An 18,226-nucleotide genomic window follows, 5' to 3' on the forward strand; every position below is an offset into this window, starting at 1 on the left:
TAAAACACAAATCCCGTTCGGAAGCAGAACATGTCGATTTAATGGTTATACTATATGCAAATGTGCCCGAAATCGACTTTTTCCAATCCGTACACGTATTTGCAGCGCCTACCGTATTGCGTGAGATGTTAGGTTATGCTTCTAAATGGAGCCAAAATTTTGAAGAAAACAAAGAACAATATCATTTTTTGCAGGCAATATTGAATTGTTTACCTAACTTTTGCTCTGAAAATCACAACCTACAAATTCCTATACCCTCAACCGAAAAACTGATTCCAATCTGTGAGGAGATCAATAACAATTTTAAATACGCAATTGATATAGAAATGCTAGCCAGAAAAGCGGCTATGTCAGCACGTAGTTTTCAACGAATCTTTAAGGCAGAAACTGGCATTACAGTTCAAAAATACCACCAGCTCATTAGGATTTTAAAAAGTATCGAAATGATTGATCAAAAGAAATATACCCTTACAGAAATAGCATATATGGTCGGATATAAAAGTTTGTCTGCCTTTACTTCTTCATATCAAGCAATAATGAAAGGTAGTCCTAGAGCTATGGCTTGTAAAAGCTGTGGAGAAGGACATATTAAAAAGATAATATTGTTTACCAACTTATTTAGCTTAAATAGCACATATTATTTTTTAAAGAGATTATATCAGTTATCGGGATGATAACAATACTAAAAGAGCCGGGTTATTCTGGCTCTTTCTTATTTGCGTTTCCCTGTATAAATATTCACGCTTATTTTGTCCCAATCGAACAACACCGAAATTTACATATTTCCACGTTTTGGCGCGTGTAAATAAGAGAAATCCGTTAAACTTAAACATAATAGTATTGTATTCTTAGATGCGAATTCGCCAAAAACAGGTGATTGCAATTGCGGTATTTCCCTGCTTAATTGTCTGTATTTTATACTGAAACGAAGACTTTCCGTCACCACTTGATCACTTTTAGGTAGTGATTACTACCTACCAGAGGTTTACTTTATTGGTATTTTGGAGTTTGACATGGATAGAAATGGAAGTCCTGGTATATCTCGTGTCACAGAACGCCCTTATTTCTATGATGTGGCGCTGTGTGACAAATTGACCAAAGAAATATTCTATGATAAATTGGGATATTAAATGATTTCGCTTCCATTATTTAATAAACAGCCGGGAGAACTAAAGACAGTTATGGATCAGTGGTTGTACTTACTTAAACACTTGAGTACCACGGATAGATTGCCAACATTTTCGGATAAAAAATATTTGGTCTTATCTTTGACATAGGAGAAATTTGGACGGAAGCCGCGCTATTGCAACTGATTTTGCAAGAGGTTTAACAAAATCTGATGCAACCACAAGAAATGCAATAGCAACGACCACAGCACTGGGACGTGTAGGCAAACCTGAGGATATTGGTGGCGTAGTTTCCTTCCTTTGCACTGCTGAAGAAGGATGGATAAACGTACAAAGAATTGAGGTCTCAGGAGCCAGGATGATTTAATAATCACTTTTAGCTACATTGTAAGTTTTGGCTACAACAAAGTTATTTTTGGATACATTTAACGGTATACGAACCCTGAACTTTGCTTCATAAATAATATTAGACATGAAAGTATTTGTTACAGGCGCTACAGGATTCGTAGGAACAGCTGTAGTACAGGAATTATTAGGTGCTGGTCACAAGGTTCTTGGACTTGCAAGATCAGAAGCATCCGCCAAGAGATTAATTGAAGCAGGAGCAGAGGTGCACTACGGTGACCTTACTGATTTTGAACGGCTCAAATTGGGGGCTAAAGCCGCTGATGCTGTTATACACTTAGGATTTGTTCATGATTTTGGACGTTTTCAGGAAATGTGTGAATTGGATAAAGAAGTGATCGGAGCAATAGGAGATGCTCTTGTCGGAACGGATAAACCCTTTATCATCACTTCTGGCACTGCACTCTTTTCAAAAGATGGCATCACAACTGAGCAGGACCGTAGCGTCAATCACCCGCATCCGCGGATTGCAACTGAAAATGCCGCGGACGATCAGGTCGCGAAAGGCGTGCGTGTCGCCGTTATTAGATTATCGCCATCTGTGCATGGTGAAGGAGATAAAATCGGTTTTGTTCCGCTATTTATCAAAATAGCAAGGGAAAAAGGAGTTTCAGCGGTTATTGGCGGCGGAAATAACCGCTGGCCAGCTGTGCATCGGCTGGATGCGGCAAGGCTCTACCGATTGGCACTGGAAAAACCATTTGCCAGTGGAACCAGATATCATGCAGTAGCGGAAGAGGGAATTGAGCTTAAGAATATAGCCTCTGAAATTGCGGAGCGTCTAGCTATTCCATTGGTCTCTATAAATTCACAGGAAGCGGAGCTGCATTTCTCTTGGTTTATGCATTTTGCAGCGCTTGATAACCCCACTTCAAGTGAATGGACAAGGAATGCGCTGGACTGGAAACCGCTACATCCCACTTTGCAGGAAGATCTAAAAGGTTCATATTATTTTTCGGATAACCGATAATCTGTATTTTTGTTCTTATCTTTTACATATAAAAGCATATCATTCCATGTCCGATAATAAGCCGATTCGAATTAAGACTATTTCCGATTTTCACAAACTGCGCGGTCTGCCGGGACCGAAGCACCCGCTGATTAGTGTGATCAATTTTGAAGATATGACCGAGCCTGCACAGGTCGGAAAACAGAGTCTGCTTTTCGATTTTTATATGATTTCGGTAAAACGTGACATGGAACACAAGTACCGGTATGGACAGAATGATTATGATTTTGATGAAGGATTGATGTTCTGCATGGCACCACATCAGGTTTTAAGTGTAATACGTGAAGAGCAAGGAAAAAATCCGTCTGGATGGATGCTGATGATCCATCCGGACTTTCTCTGGAATACGGCGCTTTCGACTTCAATCAAAAGATATGAATTTTTTGATTATTCGGTGAATGAAGCGCTGTTCTTATCCGAAGATGAGGAACAAAAAATGCAGCAGATAATCGAAAATATTAGGCACGAATATCAGAGCAATTTAGATCAGTTCAGCCAAAACATTATCATTTCTCAATTGGAGACCCTATTTAATTACACCGAGCGTTTTTATCAGCGCCAGTTTATAACACGTAAGAAAGCCAACCATCAGTTTTTGGAGAAGCTGGAAAATTTTTTTTCGGATTATTTTGAAGGAAAAGATATGGCGCATGGTTTACCTACGGTGCAGCTTCTCTCCGAAAAGCTTAATATGTCTCCACAATACATGCGGGGACTGCTTAAATCGCTTACAGGACAAACCACTCAGCAGATTATCCATGAAAAATTGATCGCAAAAGCCAAAGAAAGACTTTCCACAACTGAACTTACCATAAGTGAAATAGCCTACGAATTAGGCTTTGAGCACGCCCAGTCATTCAATAAACTGTTTAAAGCAAAAACAAATATTTCACCGCTGGAGTTCCGGAATTCATTCAATTGAGCTCATATTCAAAGGTAATTGGGGAGATTGATAATGACATGCGAAAAAAACAATCAAGGCCAGCAAATGCTTGGGAGATATTACACACCTTTAGGCATAAATCTATTGTCAGATCCGATCAGTCGCTATTTTTCTTGACCACTTCGATCATGTGATCCAGATCAAAAGGCTTCTGGATAAAATCGTCAGCTTTACATTCCGCTGCAATTTTTTCGATATTGTTGGCCGTTGATGTCAGAACAGATGAAACATCTTCGGTTTCAGGGTCTGATTTGATTTCCTTGATCACTTCTGATCCCTTTTTGTCGCCTCTGATGTGGTCATCCACGATAACGATATCCGGGTCAATATCTGTAAGTTCTTCAATCGGTTCTGTTGTAAGCGAAGGAATCACCTCAAAACCTTCATCAACTAAGACTTCATCCATTAGATTCAAGATATCTTCATTATCCTGAATAAGCACAGCCTTCCTTTTTTGTCATTTCTTCTGAAATTTATAGGTTAAATATAGGAAAAAAGCCGGTACGATCAACTGGCAAAATAGCTAATTTCTGTTGGGAAGTAGTCATATAAAGGTTTGACCAAACTTGTTAAAGACTGGTTGTGTCAGTAGACTCAACACGGCTTCCACATTATCCATTACTTAATTTCTTCACCAGTAGTGCCGTCAAAGTTAAGTACTGTGGAATTGTATGGATCTTTGAAATACATAGAAATAACCATACGTTGTTTTAGTGCTTTGCGCGTGATCATTTCATGGGCTTTTGCGGGGTCTTTAGCCAAAGCATCAATGTCTATTTCTAAATTCTTGTCTATATTTATGGTCATCTGTTTCTTAAAACCGACATAAGTGAGGTTTTTGACATCGTATTTTTTGAGGCTTTCGGCAAGTGCTTTCTTAAGAATGGGCAAAGAGGTTTCATCAGCGGTAAACAGCTGCTCAGGGTTTACCAAGCTACTGCCGGAATTTGGGCTCACTTCAGCGGAATTACCACGCAGCGTAACATCATCGTAGGCATTTTTTTGCCCCTCGGCTTCTACACCCAAGACTACAAATTTATCGTAAATCAGTATTTTTTCTGCTTTTCGGTTGCCGATGTATCCAATGGCTTTTTGATAGGCTTTATCCAGATTTTTGTTGTCAAAATTCCCTATATTTTGCCCCGTTAAAGTTTTTGGTAAATCGCGAACGTCAGTAATCAGTTGGTCAAAATTGCCCGACAGGGCAAAAGGAAATGAAAAGCCGAGACCTAAAAAGGCCAGTGAAAGAACAATGCCAAACGCCAGACGCAGACCGGAGACTTTGCCAACTTCAGTGTCAAAAATAGACGAGCCTTTATCGGGATACACCTTTTGGGCTTTAACATTTTTGAATTTTTCTGCGGCATCGTAGACCTTATCACGCCACGCTTCATTCGGACTGATTTCCATTATACCGTAACCCGGATTTTCCTTGTCTTCAATAAAAGCCACAAACCGTCCGGTGTAGAAATTGGGTAACTCACCCATCGTGATAAATTGGCGAATGGTGGTTTGATAAGGCTCTCCGGAATCCGGAAAAACAGTAAGAGTGAATTTGAATTGATGATTAAAATTATTGACCACCAAACCAGCCTCTTCCAGTTTTTCAACCCGTGCAGGAACCCGCCGGGCATTTCCACCTCCTATATTTTCACCGTTTGCGGTCATTTTCGTGATTTTCGAGGTTAGTCCACGCGTGAAAACTATAGCCCACAAAAACGTTAGCGCAATAAATCCGAAAATGGTAAACGGAATCCAGCTATCCGGAATCATACCGCCCGAGCCTGCTGTTATCATTCCGATGAATGCACCGATCCCCATCCAGGTTAGCGCTTTAAACAAAAATCTACGCAAGTTGAACGGCCCCTTTTTTTTCTCGTTGTTCATGTAGCAGTATTTTATACTAAATATATTACTTTACTTTTGAAATACGATCACAAGTTCCAGTCATTGTATAGCCTTGAACTTAGAGTTATTCAAAAAGTTATATTTTTTGAATGGCATTTTTTATCATTTTTGATGGTGTGGAAAAGAAGCTCGCGGGTAGAAAAGTGGACCAATAATCTTTTACTGGAGATCAGAGAAAGCACAGGAATAACTGTTCTTTATATTGATGTGCTCAATCATCACCTTGAAGCAGTGAAACAGTGATATACTCGAAAAACAAAAGATCAATATTTTTATGAAAATCTTAATTCAGACTTTTCAGCCCTAATACAGGTGATTCCAAGGGAATTGTGAAAAGTTTTTAAACCTTTGAGAAGCTGTTTTTCTGCTCATAAAATATCTTTTAATTCGTCCACGAATAATTCATGTAAATGCTCATTTGGCATTTGTGTTGCATTCTGATTCGATGTTGCCATAATTCTAGTTTTTTTTAAAATGGACACATTTAGAATGCATATCGTTTGGAAATTTCTAATAAATCCATAGCCTCTACTGCTGGAGAATGATAGTGCTAGTTGTTGGGGTGATCCTACTAATGATTCCGGCCCTCCTAAGTATCGCCGTTATTGTTGACGATTATATACTTCTCCACAATCTGTTTGGAATCTTTGTGACACATTACTTTTTTGTCAGTATTTACAAGGATGAATACTGCTAATAGAGGAATATTTCGCCCCTGATAATGATGCTCTGCGTAAACTGTGAATACCATCTTTACCGTTTCTCCTTAGAACAGCACCAAACGCTAATAGGTTTAAAGAGCATGTAATTATGACCTTAGGAGATGGTAGATATCCTTGCAGGAAGGTCGAAATAAAAAGTTGATCCACTGCCTTTCTTACTTTTAACCTCGATACGGCTGCCATGGCTGCGCAATATTTCTGAAGCCACATATAGGCCAATTCCAAATCCTGAAATATTTGAGGTATTTAAATTGTCGACACGGTAAAATGCTTTAAATATATTTCTGGCATGTTTTTCATCTATACCCATTCCCTGATCACGAACGTAAATTCGAATATTCTCACCCAGTTTTTCCGCCCCTAGATCAATGATCCCGCCTAATGGCGAATATTTAACAGCATTGCTTAAAAGGTTTCCCAACACTTGATCAATTTTCGGCCGATCTGCAAATATGTGAATCGAAGGATCACAGGATACCGTGAAGTCATGCTTGCGGTATTCCGATCTCATGTCATCGATGCATTCTTTCATTAATTTTTCAAGAGCGAAACAGGATTGGTTAAGTTGTAATTTACCTTCGTCAACTTCTGCGACGCTAAGAAAATCCTGAATCATCACCATCATCTTTTTAACCTGCCCTTCAATTTTAGTGCCTAGCATCGCGCTTTTTTCGCCATATCTATCTTTGTGCTGCTGCATAATTTGGGCACTCATCAATACACTGGTTAGCGGGGTTTTGAGCTCATGACTTGCCATGGAGATGAAAACGTTCTTCCTCTTTTCCTCCTGCTTCTTTTCTGTGATATCCCGCGCGATTTTGGAGACACCGATAATTTCACCCAGTTCGTTTTTAATAGGAGAGATGGTCAATGATAAATCAATTAATTTCCCGGACTTCGTCAGGCGGACTGTTTCAAAATGCTTGATCGAGTGCCCAAGCCGCATCCGGCCCAGAATAAAATCTTCCTCCTGATGCCTATCGGGTGGGATCAATTTTAAAATTGGCTGGCCGATCATCTCCTCAGGCGTATATCCGAATAGCGTGGACGCCGCATCATTCCAGCTTGTTATTATACCTTCGAGCGTTTTTCCGATGATAGCATCATAAGACGAACTTACGATAGCGGCCATTTCCGCGCTTTTTTGGATGGCTTTTTTTTGGTCGGTGATATCCATGATTGCCCCAATGATCCTTCTGGATTTTCTCGCGGCGCTAAAATAGGCTGACCCCTGAACTTTGATATAGGAAATTGAATAATTCTGTGGTTTTACAATTCTACATGTAAACTCAAATTGGGCGTCAGCGCTATCTTGACTTAAAGTTCTGATCTGCTCAATGACCGCATTCCTGTCATCAGGGTGTACAAGATCAATCAGTGTATCGGTGAATTCAGTATTTGAAGGGAGATCCAATATCTGCTGCGCCTTTTCAGAAACATGCACCATTCCATTATCGGAATTCCAGTCCCAGGTTCCCAGGCCTGTGGAAGCAAGAGCGAGCCTGAGCCTTTCCTCTTTTTCTTTTACTACCTCTGTGAGCTGATCTTTTCTTAGCTGAGCGGTCACGGCTTCTGTAACATCTTTGGTAAAGCACATAGAATGCATAAATTCGTTGTCTTTCATCAAGGCGCTAGAATTTATAACAACATGTCTGTTATCTCCATTTTTGCATTTTAGGATAGCCGGATAGTCATCGATACGCTCATTGTTGGCCAGCTTGCTTAGTATATCGTTGATTGTGTTCTGGTCGGCATGATAATTTTTGATTGGCTGGCCGATATACTCTGAATAGGTGTAACCAAGCAGATCCAGTTCAGCTTGGTTGGCCCAAATTATAATGCCATCGCTATTAACCCAGTGCAGCGAAATCGAAGCCTTCTCGATAAACTCTGACAGCTCGGAGACCCGTTGTTTTAGGTCTCTGTTTTCTTTTTCTAATCGTTCTATCGTTTCTTCGGGACTCATAGAGCTGTAATAAAGGTAAATGTTTTTGGAGTAAAAGTATAGAAATAAAACCTTAAAAACTCAGGTAAAAATACGTTGTATAAGGCGTAAAAAGTCCTAAAATTTTATAAATCATTTAATAGGTGAAAGATTTAAAAATCAAGGATAAATGGCAGGCTAAAAAACACAAAAGAGAAGACGCAATCTTCTTATCAAAAAGAAAAAGATTCTGTTTTTAAAAATTTGACGGATAATTTCTTCCTTAAAAAAAAGAAATAGGAACTTGAAGAGTTCGATTATTGTTTGATTAAAAAGATTCAACTGGTCTGATGTCCTACCAGTCTTATTCTTTCTGAAATCTAGTTTTGTATGCAATATCGAATTTTAATAACATTTTAAAGTGATCTAAGGTATCTTCATCGTGAAAGGCGCCACGGATTGATTCATCTACATCATAAAGCAATGCTATTTTTTCTGAATATTTAATCAGCTTTTCGTGTGTTATTCCCATGACATCTGTATGTCGATAGTCTTCCTTTATAAGCATATCTGAAATTGCATCTGACAGCCTCACCATTTCATCCCTTTCTATTAACATATCACTTTTTTTATTTACATCGGCAGATTGATTCTTGTGAAGGATTCCGCAGCGCAAATGAATTGATTTTAATGAACATAATAAAAATACAAAATTTTATCTGTATAGTCGTTTTTAATATTTTAGCGATGTCACATTTCTAATTCCCTTAAAACATTCTCTAATAATTATTCACTTACTAAAATTTAATCTATTGATTAGGTGCACGTGAGAAGAAGCGTTGCTGAATTATACTAGAAATTTGTTAAATTGGTTACTTGCGAGTGCTGATGCTGGATCCTACTTCGGGATCAGAGTCATATTGATTTTAAATTTCAATATTAATGAAGAAAGTAACCGGTCAAGAAGAAAAATGTGCTGCAGGGGATGCCCTGGAGTTCTCCGCTAATCTGTTTGTTTTTGAAAGGAACTCTTGTATTGCCGTCTCTCAAAATACCTGTGATTTATTGGGCGTTAAGATTAATGATATCTGGGGATTAGCTCCTGAAAAAATAATGGAGATGCTTAGTCCCTCGATGACTTTGAATTGGGAAGAATTTAGTCATAAGGTTTATTCCAATTATGCGGAGCTCTATATTGGAAGTATCAAGATTAACGATAAGGCCTATGACATAATCGCATACGGATTAAAGAAAAGGCTCTATCTTGAAATTAGAGAATCAACTGCGAATATAGTTTACAAAGATTCTTCCGGAACATCTACTTTCTCAGGAAGTTCGAGCCGCTGTCCTGTTTCTTTGCTAATCCATGATATTAAGAATTCCTCGGCCAGTATCCAGCTTGCCGCTCAGATGATTTTACAGAACCAAAATATGCCCGAAGAGTTTAAACAAAAAGCACTGGAAAATATTATAAGATGTTCTGGGATGATTTCAGAAATGGTGGATAAGCTAAGCAATGCAGTTGTTGAGGATCGCGAAAAATAGCTGTTAATTAAACCAGTAATTCTCATAAAGTGGAATGCTGCAATGTATAGATTAAAAATACTGAGCCGATACGTAAAAATCACAAAAAGAAATTTATTATGCTAATAGCGCTAATCTAGGCAAGAGCGCTCGGAAAGTGGCAAGCAAATTGAGGATAAAATTTGACTGTTATTATAAAATTTTGTTACATGTATAAGATATTACTTGTTGAAGACCATATTCTAGTGCGTAGCGGCCTAAGGCTTTTACTTAATTCACACGCAGATATTAATGTGATTGGGGAGGTTGATAATGGGATGCAAGCGCTGGAATATCTTAGAAATAACGAACTTCCAGATTTGATCCTTACTGATTTCACTATGCCAGAAATGGACGGGATTGCATTGATCACCAAGGTGAAAATCATGTTTCCAGATGTAATAATTGCAGTTCTATCTATGGTTGATGATCACGCCACTGTCTTGGAGGCCTTCAAAGCCGGGGCGTTGGGTTATTTATCAAAAAATTCAGATTATAATGAACTTCTGAGTGGTTTACTTGAGATTTGTCAAGGAAAGAGATATTTATCCACGTCAATTGGCTTGTCATTATTGGATAAATGGCAAATTAATCAACCAGTGCTTCTTGACAAAGAAATCATTTGTCAGCGTTATGAAATCACCGAAAGAGAATTAAATGTTCTTGAACTTATTGCCCACGGTTTAACAAATGCTGAGATTGCTGATAAGATATTCCTGAGCAAACGAACTGTTGAAGGAGTCCGACAACAGCTCATCGATAAGACTAATACGAAGAATACAGCCGACCTTGTTCGATTTGCGTTTCAAAAAAGTTTAATACAATAACTTCATATCACCTCAGCATATAATTGTCATTCTTTAATACCGTAAGTCAGGTGGTTCCATTGGGTGGGAAGCTATTCAGAATCGCCCGAGAACGTATCCGAAATAGGACTAATATAATGGTTACTGACAATTAGAGCACAATAGCCAAAAAGGGCTAACGATATGTTAGCCCTATTATTTCTTTCCGATAATGAGAGCTTTCTTAAATGATATTTTCATCAACGTCAGAAGGAGCTGTCGGAGGCTGAACTGGAATGCCTTCTGCGTCATTGGCCTCCTCTTGTTCGCCAATTTCTTGATCGATTTCCTTTTCATTAATGCCCGGGAATGCATTTTCTCCTTCAATACCTACTTCCTCGTCGAATCCCAGGTCCTCTTTGTCAGCTACTTCAGGAGCTTCATTAGGGTCGTTTTCCGGTAGCTGTTCTTCCGGTCTATCGGGAACCTCGTTGGGCAAGTCCTCTGGCCCTTCTGGTGATACGATTGCGAGCGCAATGATTGGCATACCTTGATGCACCTCTAGCGATATTAAGTTTTTGTTCATATAATACAATTTAGTTTATATAGTGAACCCATCTCATGCCCATATCGTTAGCTGATAAACTACGTAATCAAACTCATTTTATACTTGAAAAAAATCTTTACTTGCCACCTAGTTTTGAAAATACGAGCAAACGTATAATCTAATCCAAATTTCTACAAGGTATCCAAACGGATATTTTGCCTGCATTTTTTTTATCATAAAAGCCCTCTCCTGTATCTACAAGTATTAATTGTTCATTCTTTCGGATAAGCATCACATTAATAGGAGCTTCGTAGATATCCGTAGGTAAATGTAGTCGGTTTAGCTCTTTTTGAAGGTCTGCAGGTGCTGCATCCGTCGCAATAATGGGTTGATACGATCCTATATCAAAGTATCCATCGGAAAGAATATAGATTTCCAGGTTATCAAATGGAATTTTGAGATGACTGTAGTTTATTTGTGTATTCATCATAGTAATGCAATTAATTAGCGTTTTGTCTTGTTTAAAAAAGGGAATATTCGTGGTGCTAATCCAGCCAAAACATGTCCCATTTTCGGAATGGTTATTACGGTAAAGTCTATCACAATATTTTGCAATCTCCTGGCAATTTCCTGAGTAGAGCGGATTGCATCCTGTTCTCCGCCGATGAATAACACAGGCATCGTCAAACGGCTGAGCTCATCATCTGAAAAAATATATTCTTTTTCTATCCTCGCATTAAAATTGGTTTGTATTAAATCCATAAATGCTACAATTCTTTGATCCACACGCTGGCTTCCCAAGACCAGTCTATTAATCTTGATACGTCCAGTTGCTCCCAAAAGGGAATAGAGTAGGGCTTTTATGATAAATGTTGTTTTGGTAGGAACTATTCCTGCAGGTGCCAGCAAAATCAGCCGGTCAACTAATTCAGGATAACTTGTTGCAAAACGCAATGCCAACCATCCTCCTTGCGATAATCCGACTATATTTGCCTTGCTGATGTTGAGTCTGTCGAAAATCTCTTTTAGCCATTCTGCGAAATCTTTTGTTTCATAAGAAGGTCTGGTTTCTGCACTCTTTCCTGCCTCTCCGATAATGTCTATTGCTATGACTTTATATTGTTTTGAATATTCGGCTATGTCGGATAGCCATGACGTTGCATTAGAAGATGCGCCATGCAGTAAGATGACAATTTCTTTATGTTGACTTCCGCCCTCCAAAAAATGGGTGTCACCAAAAGTTGTTTTCAGCACACCGGTTTTCAAATTCAATGACGAATTCGTTATCGCATCGTCGTAAGCCCGGATAATTTTGTTTTTTCCTTCAGGGCTTTTAAAGACCGTTTTATTCATGAATATTTCTGTATATAATGTTGTATAATAAGAACTGCATTACCGTCCTTTCGCTTTATCACCTCTTAAAGTGATGACTGTACTCGATACCATAGTTGCTATTTTACCATCACCGCGAAAAATATCGCATCGATAATGACTTAAGTTTTTTCCACTATGTAAAGGTGCTGCTTTGGCAGTAAGTATATTCTCGAAAACGGGCCGGTAAAAATTGATTTTCAATTCTACAGATGTAAAAGTTTCGCCTTCCTGAACAACAGTAGAATGTGCGGTTCCGATGGCTGCATCTGCCAGTTCACAAAGCAGGCCTCCGTGGATGGTTCCTTGTTGGTTACTGTGCTTGTCTTTTGTTGTATTGATCTGTACGGTCGCTGTACCTAAACCAACTTCTATAATGTCTATGCCTAATGTTTTTGATATTGATGTCGGGTAATGCATATGCGTATGCATGTCGCCGGTAATTTCACTTTTTATCAATTTACTTAGGTAATCTAATATCGATAGTTTTGTCATATACGTTGTTTTTATATTTATATAATAAACCAATCGGTCTTTTTTTTAATAAAAAAATTATATGTTTTCCATGTTTCCTATTATTGACTGTATGGCGTGCAAATGATGCAAATCATGCTCTGCAACAAAATGCATCAGGTCAATGATATTCATGGGTTGTTGTAATCTCGGATGCATACTTGTCTTCAATAAGTCTTCTTCACTCAATTTCTGAAGCATTACAATTGTTTTGTCTCTTTCGCTGACTAGGTTTTTAATAAGCTCTGCAACCAACATTTTGTTGAAAGAATATTGATCAGTTGCTGTATTGTTTAAATCGGCAGGGGACATATCCGGTTTTCCTTCCATTATATCTTTAAAACGGATTCGCCATAGATCTTCTAAAAGTATTAAATGTCCTATGTTCTCATTGACAGACCATTTATCTCCCATTTTGCGGGTCGAAACTTCTATAGGACAATTTTTCAACTCTTCCTTTAAAACAGCCGGAAAATCTTCAAGGAGTTTTAGAAATTCGTCAAAATATTCCGAGCCTGTGTTTGAATCAAATTGTCTGTCGAACCATCTGACAAAAGATTGTGACTTTACTTCTTTCATGAGTATCAATTTATAGGTTATTACTGTTTATCCATTCTTTCGTGGGCATTATCCACTCGTCTAATGCCCTGAACAGAAAGCCATGTTCCAAGCCTGTGTTGAGGATAATTTCTTTAAAAGATTTCAAATCAGAATTTTTAAACCTAAGTTGCCTTGATAATAACTCAGCACCAACATCGGATTTTTCATTAATCGACAAAATCTCCCCGTACAGCTGAAACTTTCGATCTTCATTCATCGAATCATTTTTAAAGCTTGAGCCAATAAAAACAAATTTCAAATCTGGGTTTTTAGCATAATAGGAGATGTATTGAGCTATATAGCCTCCTTGAGATGTTCCAACAATTGAAATATGGTCATAAGGAACTCCACCGTTGTGTAAGCTGTCAATTTTAAGAATCAACTTTTTTGCATATATCTTGGGATCAGTGCCGGGCTTTCTTTTTTCAGATAGTATGACAGAATTTGTAGATTGAAGTTTTTCTAAAATAGCTGTATATGCCGCTGGTCCGTATTTAGGATGGGAGGCATTTAACGGATGTTCTTCCAAAAATTTATTATGCAAAAAAAATACATACTCTTTTTGAGTGCTATTTTGAGCATTAACAGCAAATGGAAGAAATGACAGATAAAGAATTATTAACCTAAGAAACATATAATTTGAACTTAATTTAGAGACAACATCAGACTTCTACAAGATACCTTTTTGAGGCTGTCAAGCTCACGAACCAGATGATTGGGCAGATCATAAACATCGCTGCAGATAAAAGTTGTTGAAACATTACTCTGTTTTGCCAGTTCCCGTGCTTGATCTATTGCTACATCCGAAAGGTCAACGCCGACTACGTCCGCTCCCAGGCGACTTAAAGAGATACTATCCTGTCCGAAATGGCACTGTAAATGCAATACGGATTTGCCTGTCAAATCTCCAAGTAAATTAAGCTCTATATCCTTTAATGAATTTTTCCCCTTCAAAAAGGCTTCCAGGTTATAAAAATCAGAATTGATATGTGCTTCTGTTCTGGCATTCCAAGATTCCCTGTTTATTTCCAAATAATTGTCTTCTGCATTCATATGTATTTGTCTAATGAAGTGAATTGATTTTTTGCCATTCCTCGTAGCTGATTACGCCAAGTTCTGGCTGGCTTTTGCCGTTTAGAATATGGATAAACTCCAGTTGATTTCCGTCTGGATCATCAAAATAGAGAGCAAGTGCGGGCATCCAGGCAAAAACCATTGGTTCATTGCTGCCATTTTTGAGAAAATTATAGGCTTTTAATCCGTTTTTATCTAAAAAAGTATTCGCATCTTTTAAAATGAAATCTTTGGAACAGCTGAATGCAAAATGTCTTGTCTGGAGATTACCTTGTTGTTCCCAAAGTCCGAGCATTGCCTTTTTATTTTCTCCGATCCAAAGAAATGCAATCGGCCTGGTTTCATCATAATGTGCAAACTCAAGTCCCAAAATTTTAGTATAGAATTGCACTGCATTTTCCAAGTTGCTTACTTGGATGTGTGTCTCATATAATCCTTCAATCATTTTTATATATTTTATTATTAATAATTATTGTGTTGTGATAAGTACAGGCTTTAATCATTTTAGCATATGAATAATCGGATAATCTTTGCCTGAACAATCCTTTTCTGATTTTCCTGATTTTCTGAACCCTAATTTTTCATAAAATCCGATGGCCTGATAATTTTGCTCATTGACATCAACCTTTGTAATGCCTTTCGTTTCATCCATAAATTGAAATAGGTGCTTTCCATACCCTTTGTTACGGTAGTCATTGTGAATAAAAAGCATTTCGAGGTTTCTGTCTGATACCGATGAAAACCCGACAGATTCCCCGTTTTCAATAAGGAGAAATACTTCGAGATTGGGCAGATAATCCTTCGGAATGATTTCTTTAAAGTAGATAAAATCTTCATTGGTAAGAAAATCGTGAGTTGCCCTAACAGCGGATTCCCAGATTTCCATAATTCTTGGATAATCTCCGGTGGTTGCAAGCGTGATTTGTGTTGACATAACTTTAAAATGGTACTATTTAATATGATATTCTGTTCACTTGTTAATATAAAATAAACCGAACGGTCTTTTTTAGTTTAAAAAAATTATATGCTTAAATTCTTAATTAATTTTTCAAGGAACGACATTGCAATTTTAAGCTCCACCATATGGTTGTTTACCTTTGCCTGCATGAATGCTCCTTCAATCATTGAAATCATGATCACTGCAATTTCAGTAGGGTCAGTATCTTCCTTTATTTCTTTTCTTGCTATGCCTCGTTTAATCTGATTTTCAATTGATGTTTTCCAAAATGCTAATGCCTTTTGTGCTCGTTCTTTTAGCTTAGGATGTGTATCATCAACCTCTGTAGCAGTATTTAAAATTGGACATCCAGCCTGTAGAAATGGGTATCTGAAATAATTTTTATAGGTTTGCGGGTAAACAAGCAGTCGTTCAATCGAGTTTTCAGTTGCCAAGATGCGGTCTTTCATATGTTGAGTAACTTTACCGAAGTTGTAATCAAAAACGTTCAAGGCTATCTCGTCTTTGTTTTCGAAGTTACCATAAATACAACCTTTTGAAAGTCCTGTGGCAATCATCAAATCATTTATGGACGTACCTGCATAACCTTTCGTATTAAAAACTGTTGCTGTTTTTTCGATAATTAATCGTTTGGTATTTTCAGATTTAGTCGTTTTCATTAAGCATAAATTCTAATACGGGACAAAATTATGAAAAAAAATAAAACGATCGGTCTTTTTTTTTGAAAAAGAGCATTTTCTAAATGCACTCAGATTTCTTACAAGGTTTTTTCTAATTCGTATTGCCGATAGTCCTCCCAAGCAGTTTAAGATAATCAATCATACTGCTAGAAGCAGATTTTAAGATTTTTGAATATTCAATAACTATTATCAGTACCCTAATAGTTGGATCGGTTTTTCCCTTATCAAAGTCTTTAGTATTATAGGGCGACCAATACCTTTCTATTGTGCTGATATTGCTACTGGTTTCAGCAGTACCGATAATCATTAAAAGTTCAGATCTATCTGGTATGGTGTAAATTAATTTGATTTCTTTATTTGTTTGAAGATTATGATAGTGTTTGCTATCCGAGGAAAAGATAAAGAAAAGATTTCCATATCGGTCCATTTCTTTTGTATGTACTACTTGAACATTCTGTAAGCTGTTTTTTACTGTTGAGGTGCATAAAATACCATTTCTAATTTCATTCATTAAAACCTTTAAAATAGATATGGTTGCTTCTTTATTTTGTATAACATTTTTCATCGCAATGTTCTTAAATCTATAGAAATAAACATTAGCTAGCTCTGTCGCGTTCAAGTCTAAATACTTAAAGTTTATGAATAACTACTATTTTAGGACATTAAGCTGAGGTAGTGGTTAAGGTTACATTCCTTGGCATGGGTCATACATTCAACACATTACAGCTGACCTTTGGCATGGATATTTAAACCGCTTCAAAATTATAAGCTCATAAGATGTTAAAACCACAGAAGTCTATGTGAGAATTGTAGATGGAAAAAGCAATAAGGATTATACAGTTTTCTTTGCGCCATGTTGTTGCAGATGGTTATAAGATTAAATAGAATCTATAAGCAAATCTCAGCCTTTCTTTTACTTTCTCTTTACGGGTTCCCGTATAATTTCATTTTTAACAAGCTTTAGTTTTGCTTCAAGTTATTATAAAGAACATAGACAATGGAAATATTTTTAGGATGGATTATCTTTTCGTTAGCAGTGGGTGCTATTGGTGTTAATAGAAATATAGGTTTTGCCGGAGCATTCTTTCTTTCATTATTCCTATCTCCGGTTATTGGACTCATTTTTACGCTGGTGTCTAAATCAGACGAGCAACTCAGATTTGAAACGGAATTGCTTTCACATGCAAAAAAGCAAACCGATGGCATCTTAAACGTTGGTCATAAATCATTTACAGATGAGTTATTTAAACTTAAGACATTGTTGGACTCCGGCCTGATTAGCAGAGAGGAGTTCGAGTCGGAAAAAGAGAATTTAAAACGAAATGCCACTATTAAGAAAACGGTACTCGCCTTATATTGCTCGCAGACTCCAAGTATGTCAGGAACACTTATGGTAAGGGTGGGGGATATAGGAGGTTTCGTTACTTTACCCTGGAGTAAGAATGATGCAATAGATTTTAATGTACAGACAGATGAAGTGAAGGTGGTTATTGGTCCTAAATCAGTATTCGCGAGCGAAAAGACCGTATTTCTTAAAACTATCAAAGATGAGCCTGCTTACTACGATATTTTTGAAGTCTATAGCAGGTCATAGGCTATTAGAAATATGCGGCTATGAATAAACATACTTTATAAATAAATTTCAAAATTATGGCGCTAAAACCAGGACTAAAAAGAATTGCCGAATCAACAGGTAAACCAGACAGACGCCAAAGAGACAACAAGGAAACTCCAGGCAATACGCCTTCTTTACCTCCTCCAAAAAGACAACAAGGGAAGAAGTAGTATTTTTTCATAATACACAATGCAAATAACTTTGCATTGTGTATTTAAATATTCTAAGGATCTCAAAGCCTGCTGAAATGGAGGCTCTATAAATCGTTGATGAGAGGTGTATGCATCCGCAATGGAGAATAAGAGCATTTATGTAAAACGGTTATATCGAACGGCTCAACCGAAGCTTAAGTGGTCCGCATCAGGTATGCTCACATTCCCGCTGATAATTTTAATCTGATTTAGAAATCCATTACTGTGTCCAAGCCGCGTTTGAGTCCCTTAAATGTATCTATTTTATTTAAAGCTATAAAAATGCCTTTA

General features: G+C 37.5%; 23 protein-coding genes. 8 read left to right on the plus strand and 15 right to left on the minus strand.

Annotated features, from left to right (window positions below):
• The 4 genes from BGP15_RS06755 to BGP15_RS06770 form a co-directional block, all read left to right on the plus strand.
• The coding region (locus tag BGP15_RS06755; RefSeq protein ID WP_286769055.1) for a helix-turn-helix domain-containing protein at positions 1 to 674 on the plus strand (674 nt) is incomplete at its 5' end.
• 610 nt (positions 675 to 1,284) lie between these two features.
• The gene (locus BGP15_RS06760; RefSeq protein WP_286769056.1) at positions 1,285 to 1,494 is read left to right on the plus strand and encodes an SDR family oxidoreductase; all 210 of its coding nucleotides are present in this window, start codon (positions 1,285 to 1,287) and stop codon (positions 1,492 to 1,494) included.
• A 105-nt stretch (positions 1,495 to 1,599) separates the two neighbouring features.
• Entirely contained in the window at positions 1,600 to 2,502 is a 903-nt protein-coding gene (locus BGP15_RS06765; RefSeq protein WP_286769057.1) for an SDR family oxidoreductase, read from the plus strand.
• 46 nt (positions 2,503 to 2,548) lie between these two features.
• Positions 2,549 to 3,463: a helix-turn-helix domain-containing protein gene (locus tag BGP15_RS06770; RefSeq protein WP_286769058.1), complete on the plus strand. Its 915-nt coding sequence runs from the start codon at positions 2,549 to 2,551 to the stop codon at positions 3,461 to 3,463.
• 118 nt (positions 3,464 to 3,581) lie between these two features.
• Here the strand turns inward: BGP15_RS06770 and BGP15_RS06775 are convergent, their stop codons facing one another.
• The 4 genes from BGP15_RS06775 to BGP15_RS06790 form a co-directional block, all read right to left on the minus strand.
• Entirely contained in the window at positions 3,582 to 3,926 is a 345-nt protein-coding gene (locus BGP15_RS06775; RefSeq protein ID WP_286769059.1) for a response regulator, read from the minus strand.
• Between the two features lie 176 nt (positions 3,927 to 4,102).
• Positions 4,103 to 5,371 (minus strand): hypothetical protein, encoded by a 1,269-nt coding sequence (locus tag BGP15_RS06780; RefSeq protein ID WP_286769060.1) that lies wholly within the window; start codon positions 5,369 to 5,371, stop codon positions 4,103 to 4,105.
• Positions 5,372 to 6,208: 837 nt separating this feature from the next.
• A complete protein-coding gene (locus BGP15_RS06785; RefSeq protein WP_286769061.1) occupies positions 6,209 to 8,080 on the minus strand; it encodes a PAS domain-containing sensor histidine kinase in 1,872 nt (623 codons plus the stop codon).
• 322 nt (positions 8,081 to 8,402) lie between these two features.
• Positions 8,403 to 8,657 carry a hypothetical protein gene (locus BGP15_RS06790; RefSeq protein ID WP_286752198.1) on the minus strand — a complete coding sequence of 85 codons (255 nt, stop codon included), beginning with the start codon at positions 8,655 to 8,657 and terminating at the stop codon, positions 8,403 to 8,405.
• 323 nt (positions 8,658 to 8,980) lie between these two features.
• Here BGP15_RS06790 and BGP15_RS06795 point away from each other — a divergent pair, with 323 nt between their 5' ends.
• Positions 8,981 to 9,583, plus strand: a complete 603-nt coding sequence (locus BGP15_RS06795; protein ID WP_286769062.1) for a histidine kinase — start codon at positions 8,981 to 8,983, stop codon at positions 9,581 to 9,583.
• 188 nt (positions 9,584 to 9,771) lie between these two features.
• Positions 9,772 to 10,428 (plus strand): response regulator transcription factor, encoded by a 657-nt coding sequence (locus tag BGP15_RS06800; RefSeq protein WP_286752196.1) that lies wholly within the window; start codon positions 9,772 to 9,774, stop codon positions 10,426 to 10,428.
• A gap of 202 nt (positions 10,429 to 10,630) precedes the next feature.
• Here BGP15_RS06800 and BGP15_RS06805 read toward each other — a convergent pair whose 3' ends face one another.
• The 11 genes from BGP15_RS06805 to BGP15_RS06855 all read right to left on the minus strand — a co-directional run bounded on the left by BGP15_RS06805 (position 10,631) and on the right by BGP15_RS06855 (position 16,694).
• Complete coding sequence (locus tag BGP15_RS06805; protein ID WP_286752195.1) at positions 10,631 to 10,972, minus strand: hypothetical protein; 342 nt, start codon at positions 10,970 to 10,972, stop codon at positions 10,631 to 10,633.
• Positions 10,973 to 11,111: 139 nt separating this feature from the next.
• Positions 11,112 to 11,423, minus strand: a complete 312-nt coding sequence (locus BGP15_RS06810; RefSeq protein WP_286769063.1) for an MBL fold metallo-hydrolase — start codon at positions 11,421 to 11,423, stop codon at positions 11,112 to 11,114.
• 14 nt (positions 11,424 to 11,437) lie between these two features.
• Positions 11,438 to 12,286 carry an alpha/beta fold hydrolase gene (locus BGP15_RS06815; RefSeq protein ID WP_286769064.1) on the minus strand — a complete coding sequence of 283 codons (849 nt, stop codon included), beginning with the start codon at positions 12,284 to 12,286 and terminating at the stop codon, positions 11,438 to 11,440.
• Between the two features lie 39 nt (positions 12,287 to 12,325).
• Entirely contained in the window at positions 12,326 to 12,799 is a 474-nt protein-coding gene (locus BGP15_RS06820; protein WP_286769065.1) for a PaaI family thioesterase, read from the minus strand.
• Between the two features lie 57 nt (positions 12,800 to 12,856).
• Complete coding sequence (locus BGP15_RS06825; RefSeq protein ID WP_286769066.1) at positions 12,857 to 13,396, minus strand: DinB family protein; 540 nt, start codon at positions 13,394 to 13,396, stop codon at positions 12,857 to 12,859.
• Between the two features lie 10 nt (positions 13,397 to 13,406).
• Complete coding sequence (locus BGP15_RS06830) at positions 13,407 to 14,051, minus strand: hypothetical protein (RefSeq protein ID WP_286769067.1); 645 nt, start codon at positions 14,049 to 14,051, stop codon at positions 13,407 to 13,409.
• An 11-nt stretch (positions 14,052 to 14,062) separates the two neighbouring features.
• Positions 14,063 to 14,470 (minus strand): class I SAM-dependent methyltransferase, encoded by a 408-nt coding sequence (locus BGP15_RS06835; RefSeq protein ID WP_286769068.1) that lies wholly within the window; start codon positions 14,468 to 14,470, stop codon positions 14,063 to 14,065.
• A 10-nt stretch (positions 14,471 to 14,480) separates the two neighbouring features.
• A complete protein-coding gene (locus BGP15_RS06840; protein WP_286769069.1) occupies positions 14,481 to 14,936 on the minus strand; it encodes a VOC family protein in 456 nt (151 codons plus the stop codon).
• Between the two features lie 54 nt (positions 14,937 to 14,990).
• Positions 14,991 to 15,425 (minus strand): GNAT family N-acetyltransferase, encoded by a 435-nt coding sequence (locus tag BGP15_RS06845; protein ID WP_286769070.1) that lies wholly within the window; start codon positions 15,423 to 15,425, stop codon positions 14,991 to 14,993.
• Positions 15,426 to 15,511: 86 nt separating this feature from the next.
• Positions 15,512 to 16,108 carry a TetR/AcrR family transcriptional regulator gene (locus BGP15_RS06850; protein ID WP_286769071.1) on the minus strand — a complete coding sequence of 199 codons (597 nt, stop codon included), beginning with the start codon at positions 16,106 to 16,108 and terminating at the stop codon, positions 15,512 to 15,514.
• A gap of 112 nt (positions 16,109 to 16,220) precedes the next feature.
• The gene (locus tag BGP15_RS06855; protein WP_286769072.1) at positions 16,221 to 16,694 is read right to left on the minus strand and encodes a pyridoxamine 5'-phosphate oxidase family protein; all 474 of its coding nucleotides are present in this window, start codon (positions 16,692 to 16,694) and stop codon (positions 16,221 to 16,223) included.
• Between the two features lie 432 nt (positions 16,695 to 17,126).
• Here BGP15_RS06855 and BGP15_RS06860 point away from each other — a divergent pair, with 432 nt between their 5' ends.
• A complete protein-coding gene (locus tag BGP15_RS06860) occupies positions 17,127 to 17,723 on the plus strand; it encodes an SHOCT domain-containing protein (protein ID WP_286769073.1) in 597 nt (198 codons plus the stop codon).
• A gap of 56 nt (positions 17,724 to 17,779) precedes the next feature.
• Entirely contained in the window at positions 17,780 to 17,914 is a 135-nt protein-coding gene (locus BGP15_RS06865; protein WP_286769074.1) for a hypothetical protein, read from the plus strand.
• The last annotated feature ends 312 nt before the right edge of the window (positions 17,915 to 18,226 follow it).

The sequence above is a fragment of the Sphingobacterium sp. 40-24 genome (assembly GCF_001899705.1).
In the GTDB taxonomy this organism is placed as follows: domain Bacteria; phylum Bacteroidota; class Bacteroidia; order Sphingobacteriales; family Sphingobacteriaceae; genus Sphingobacterium; species Sphingobacterium multivorum.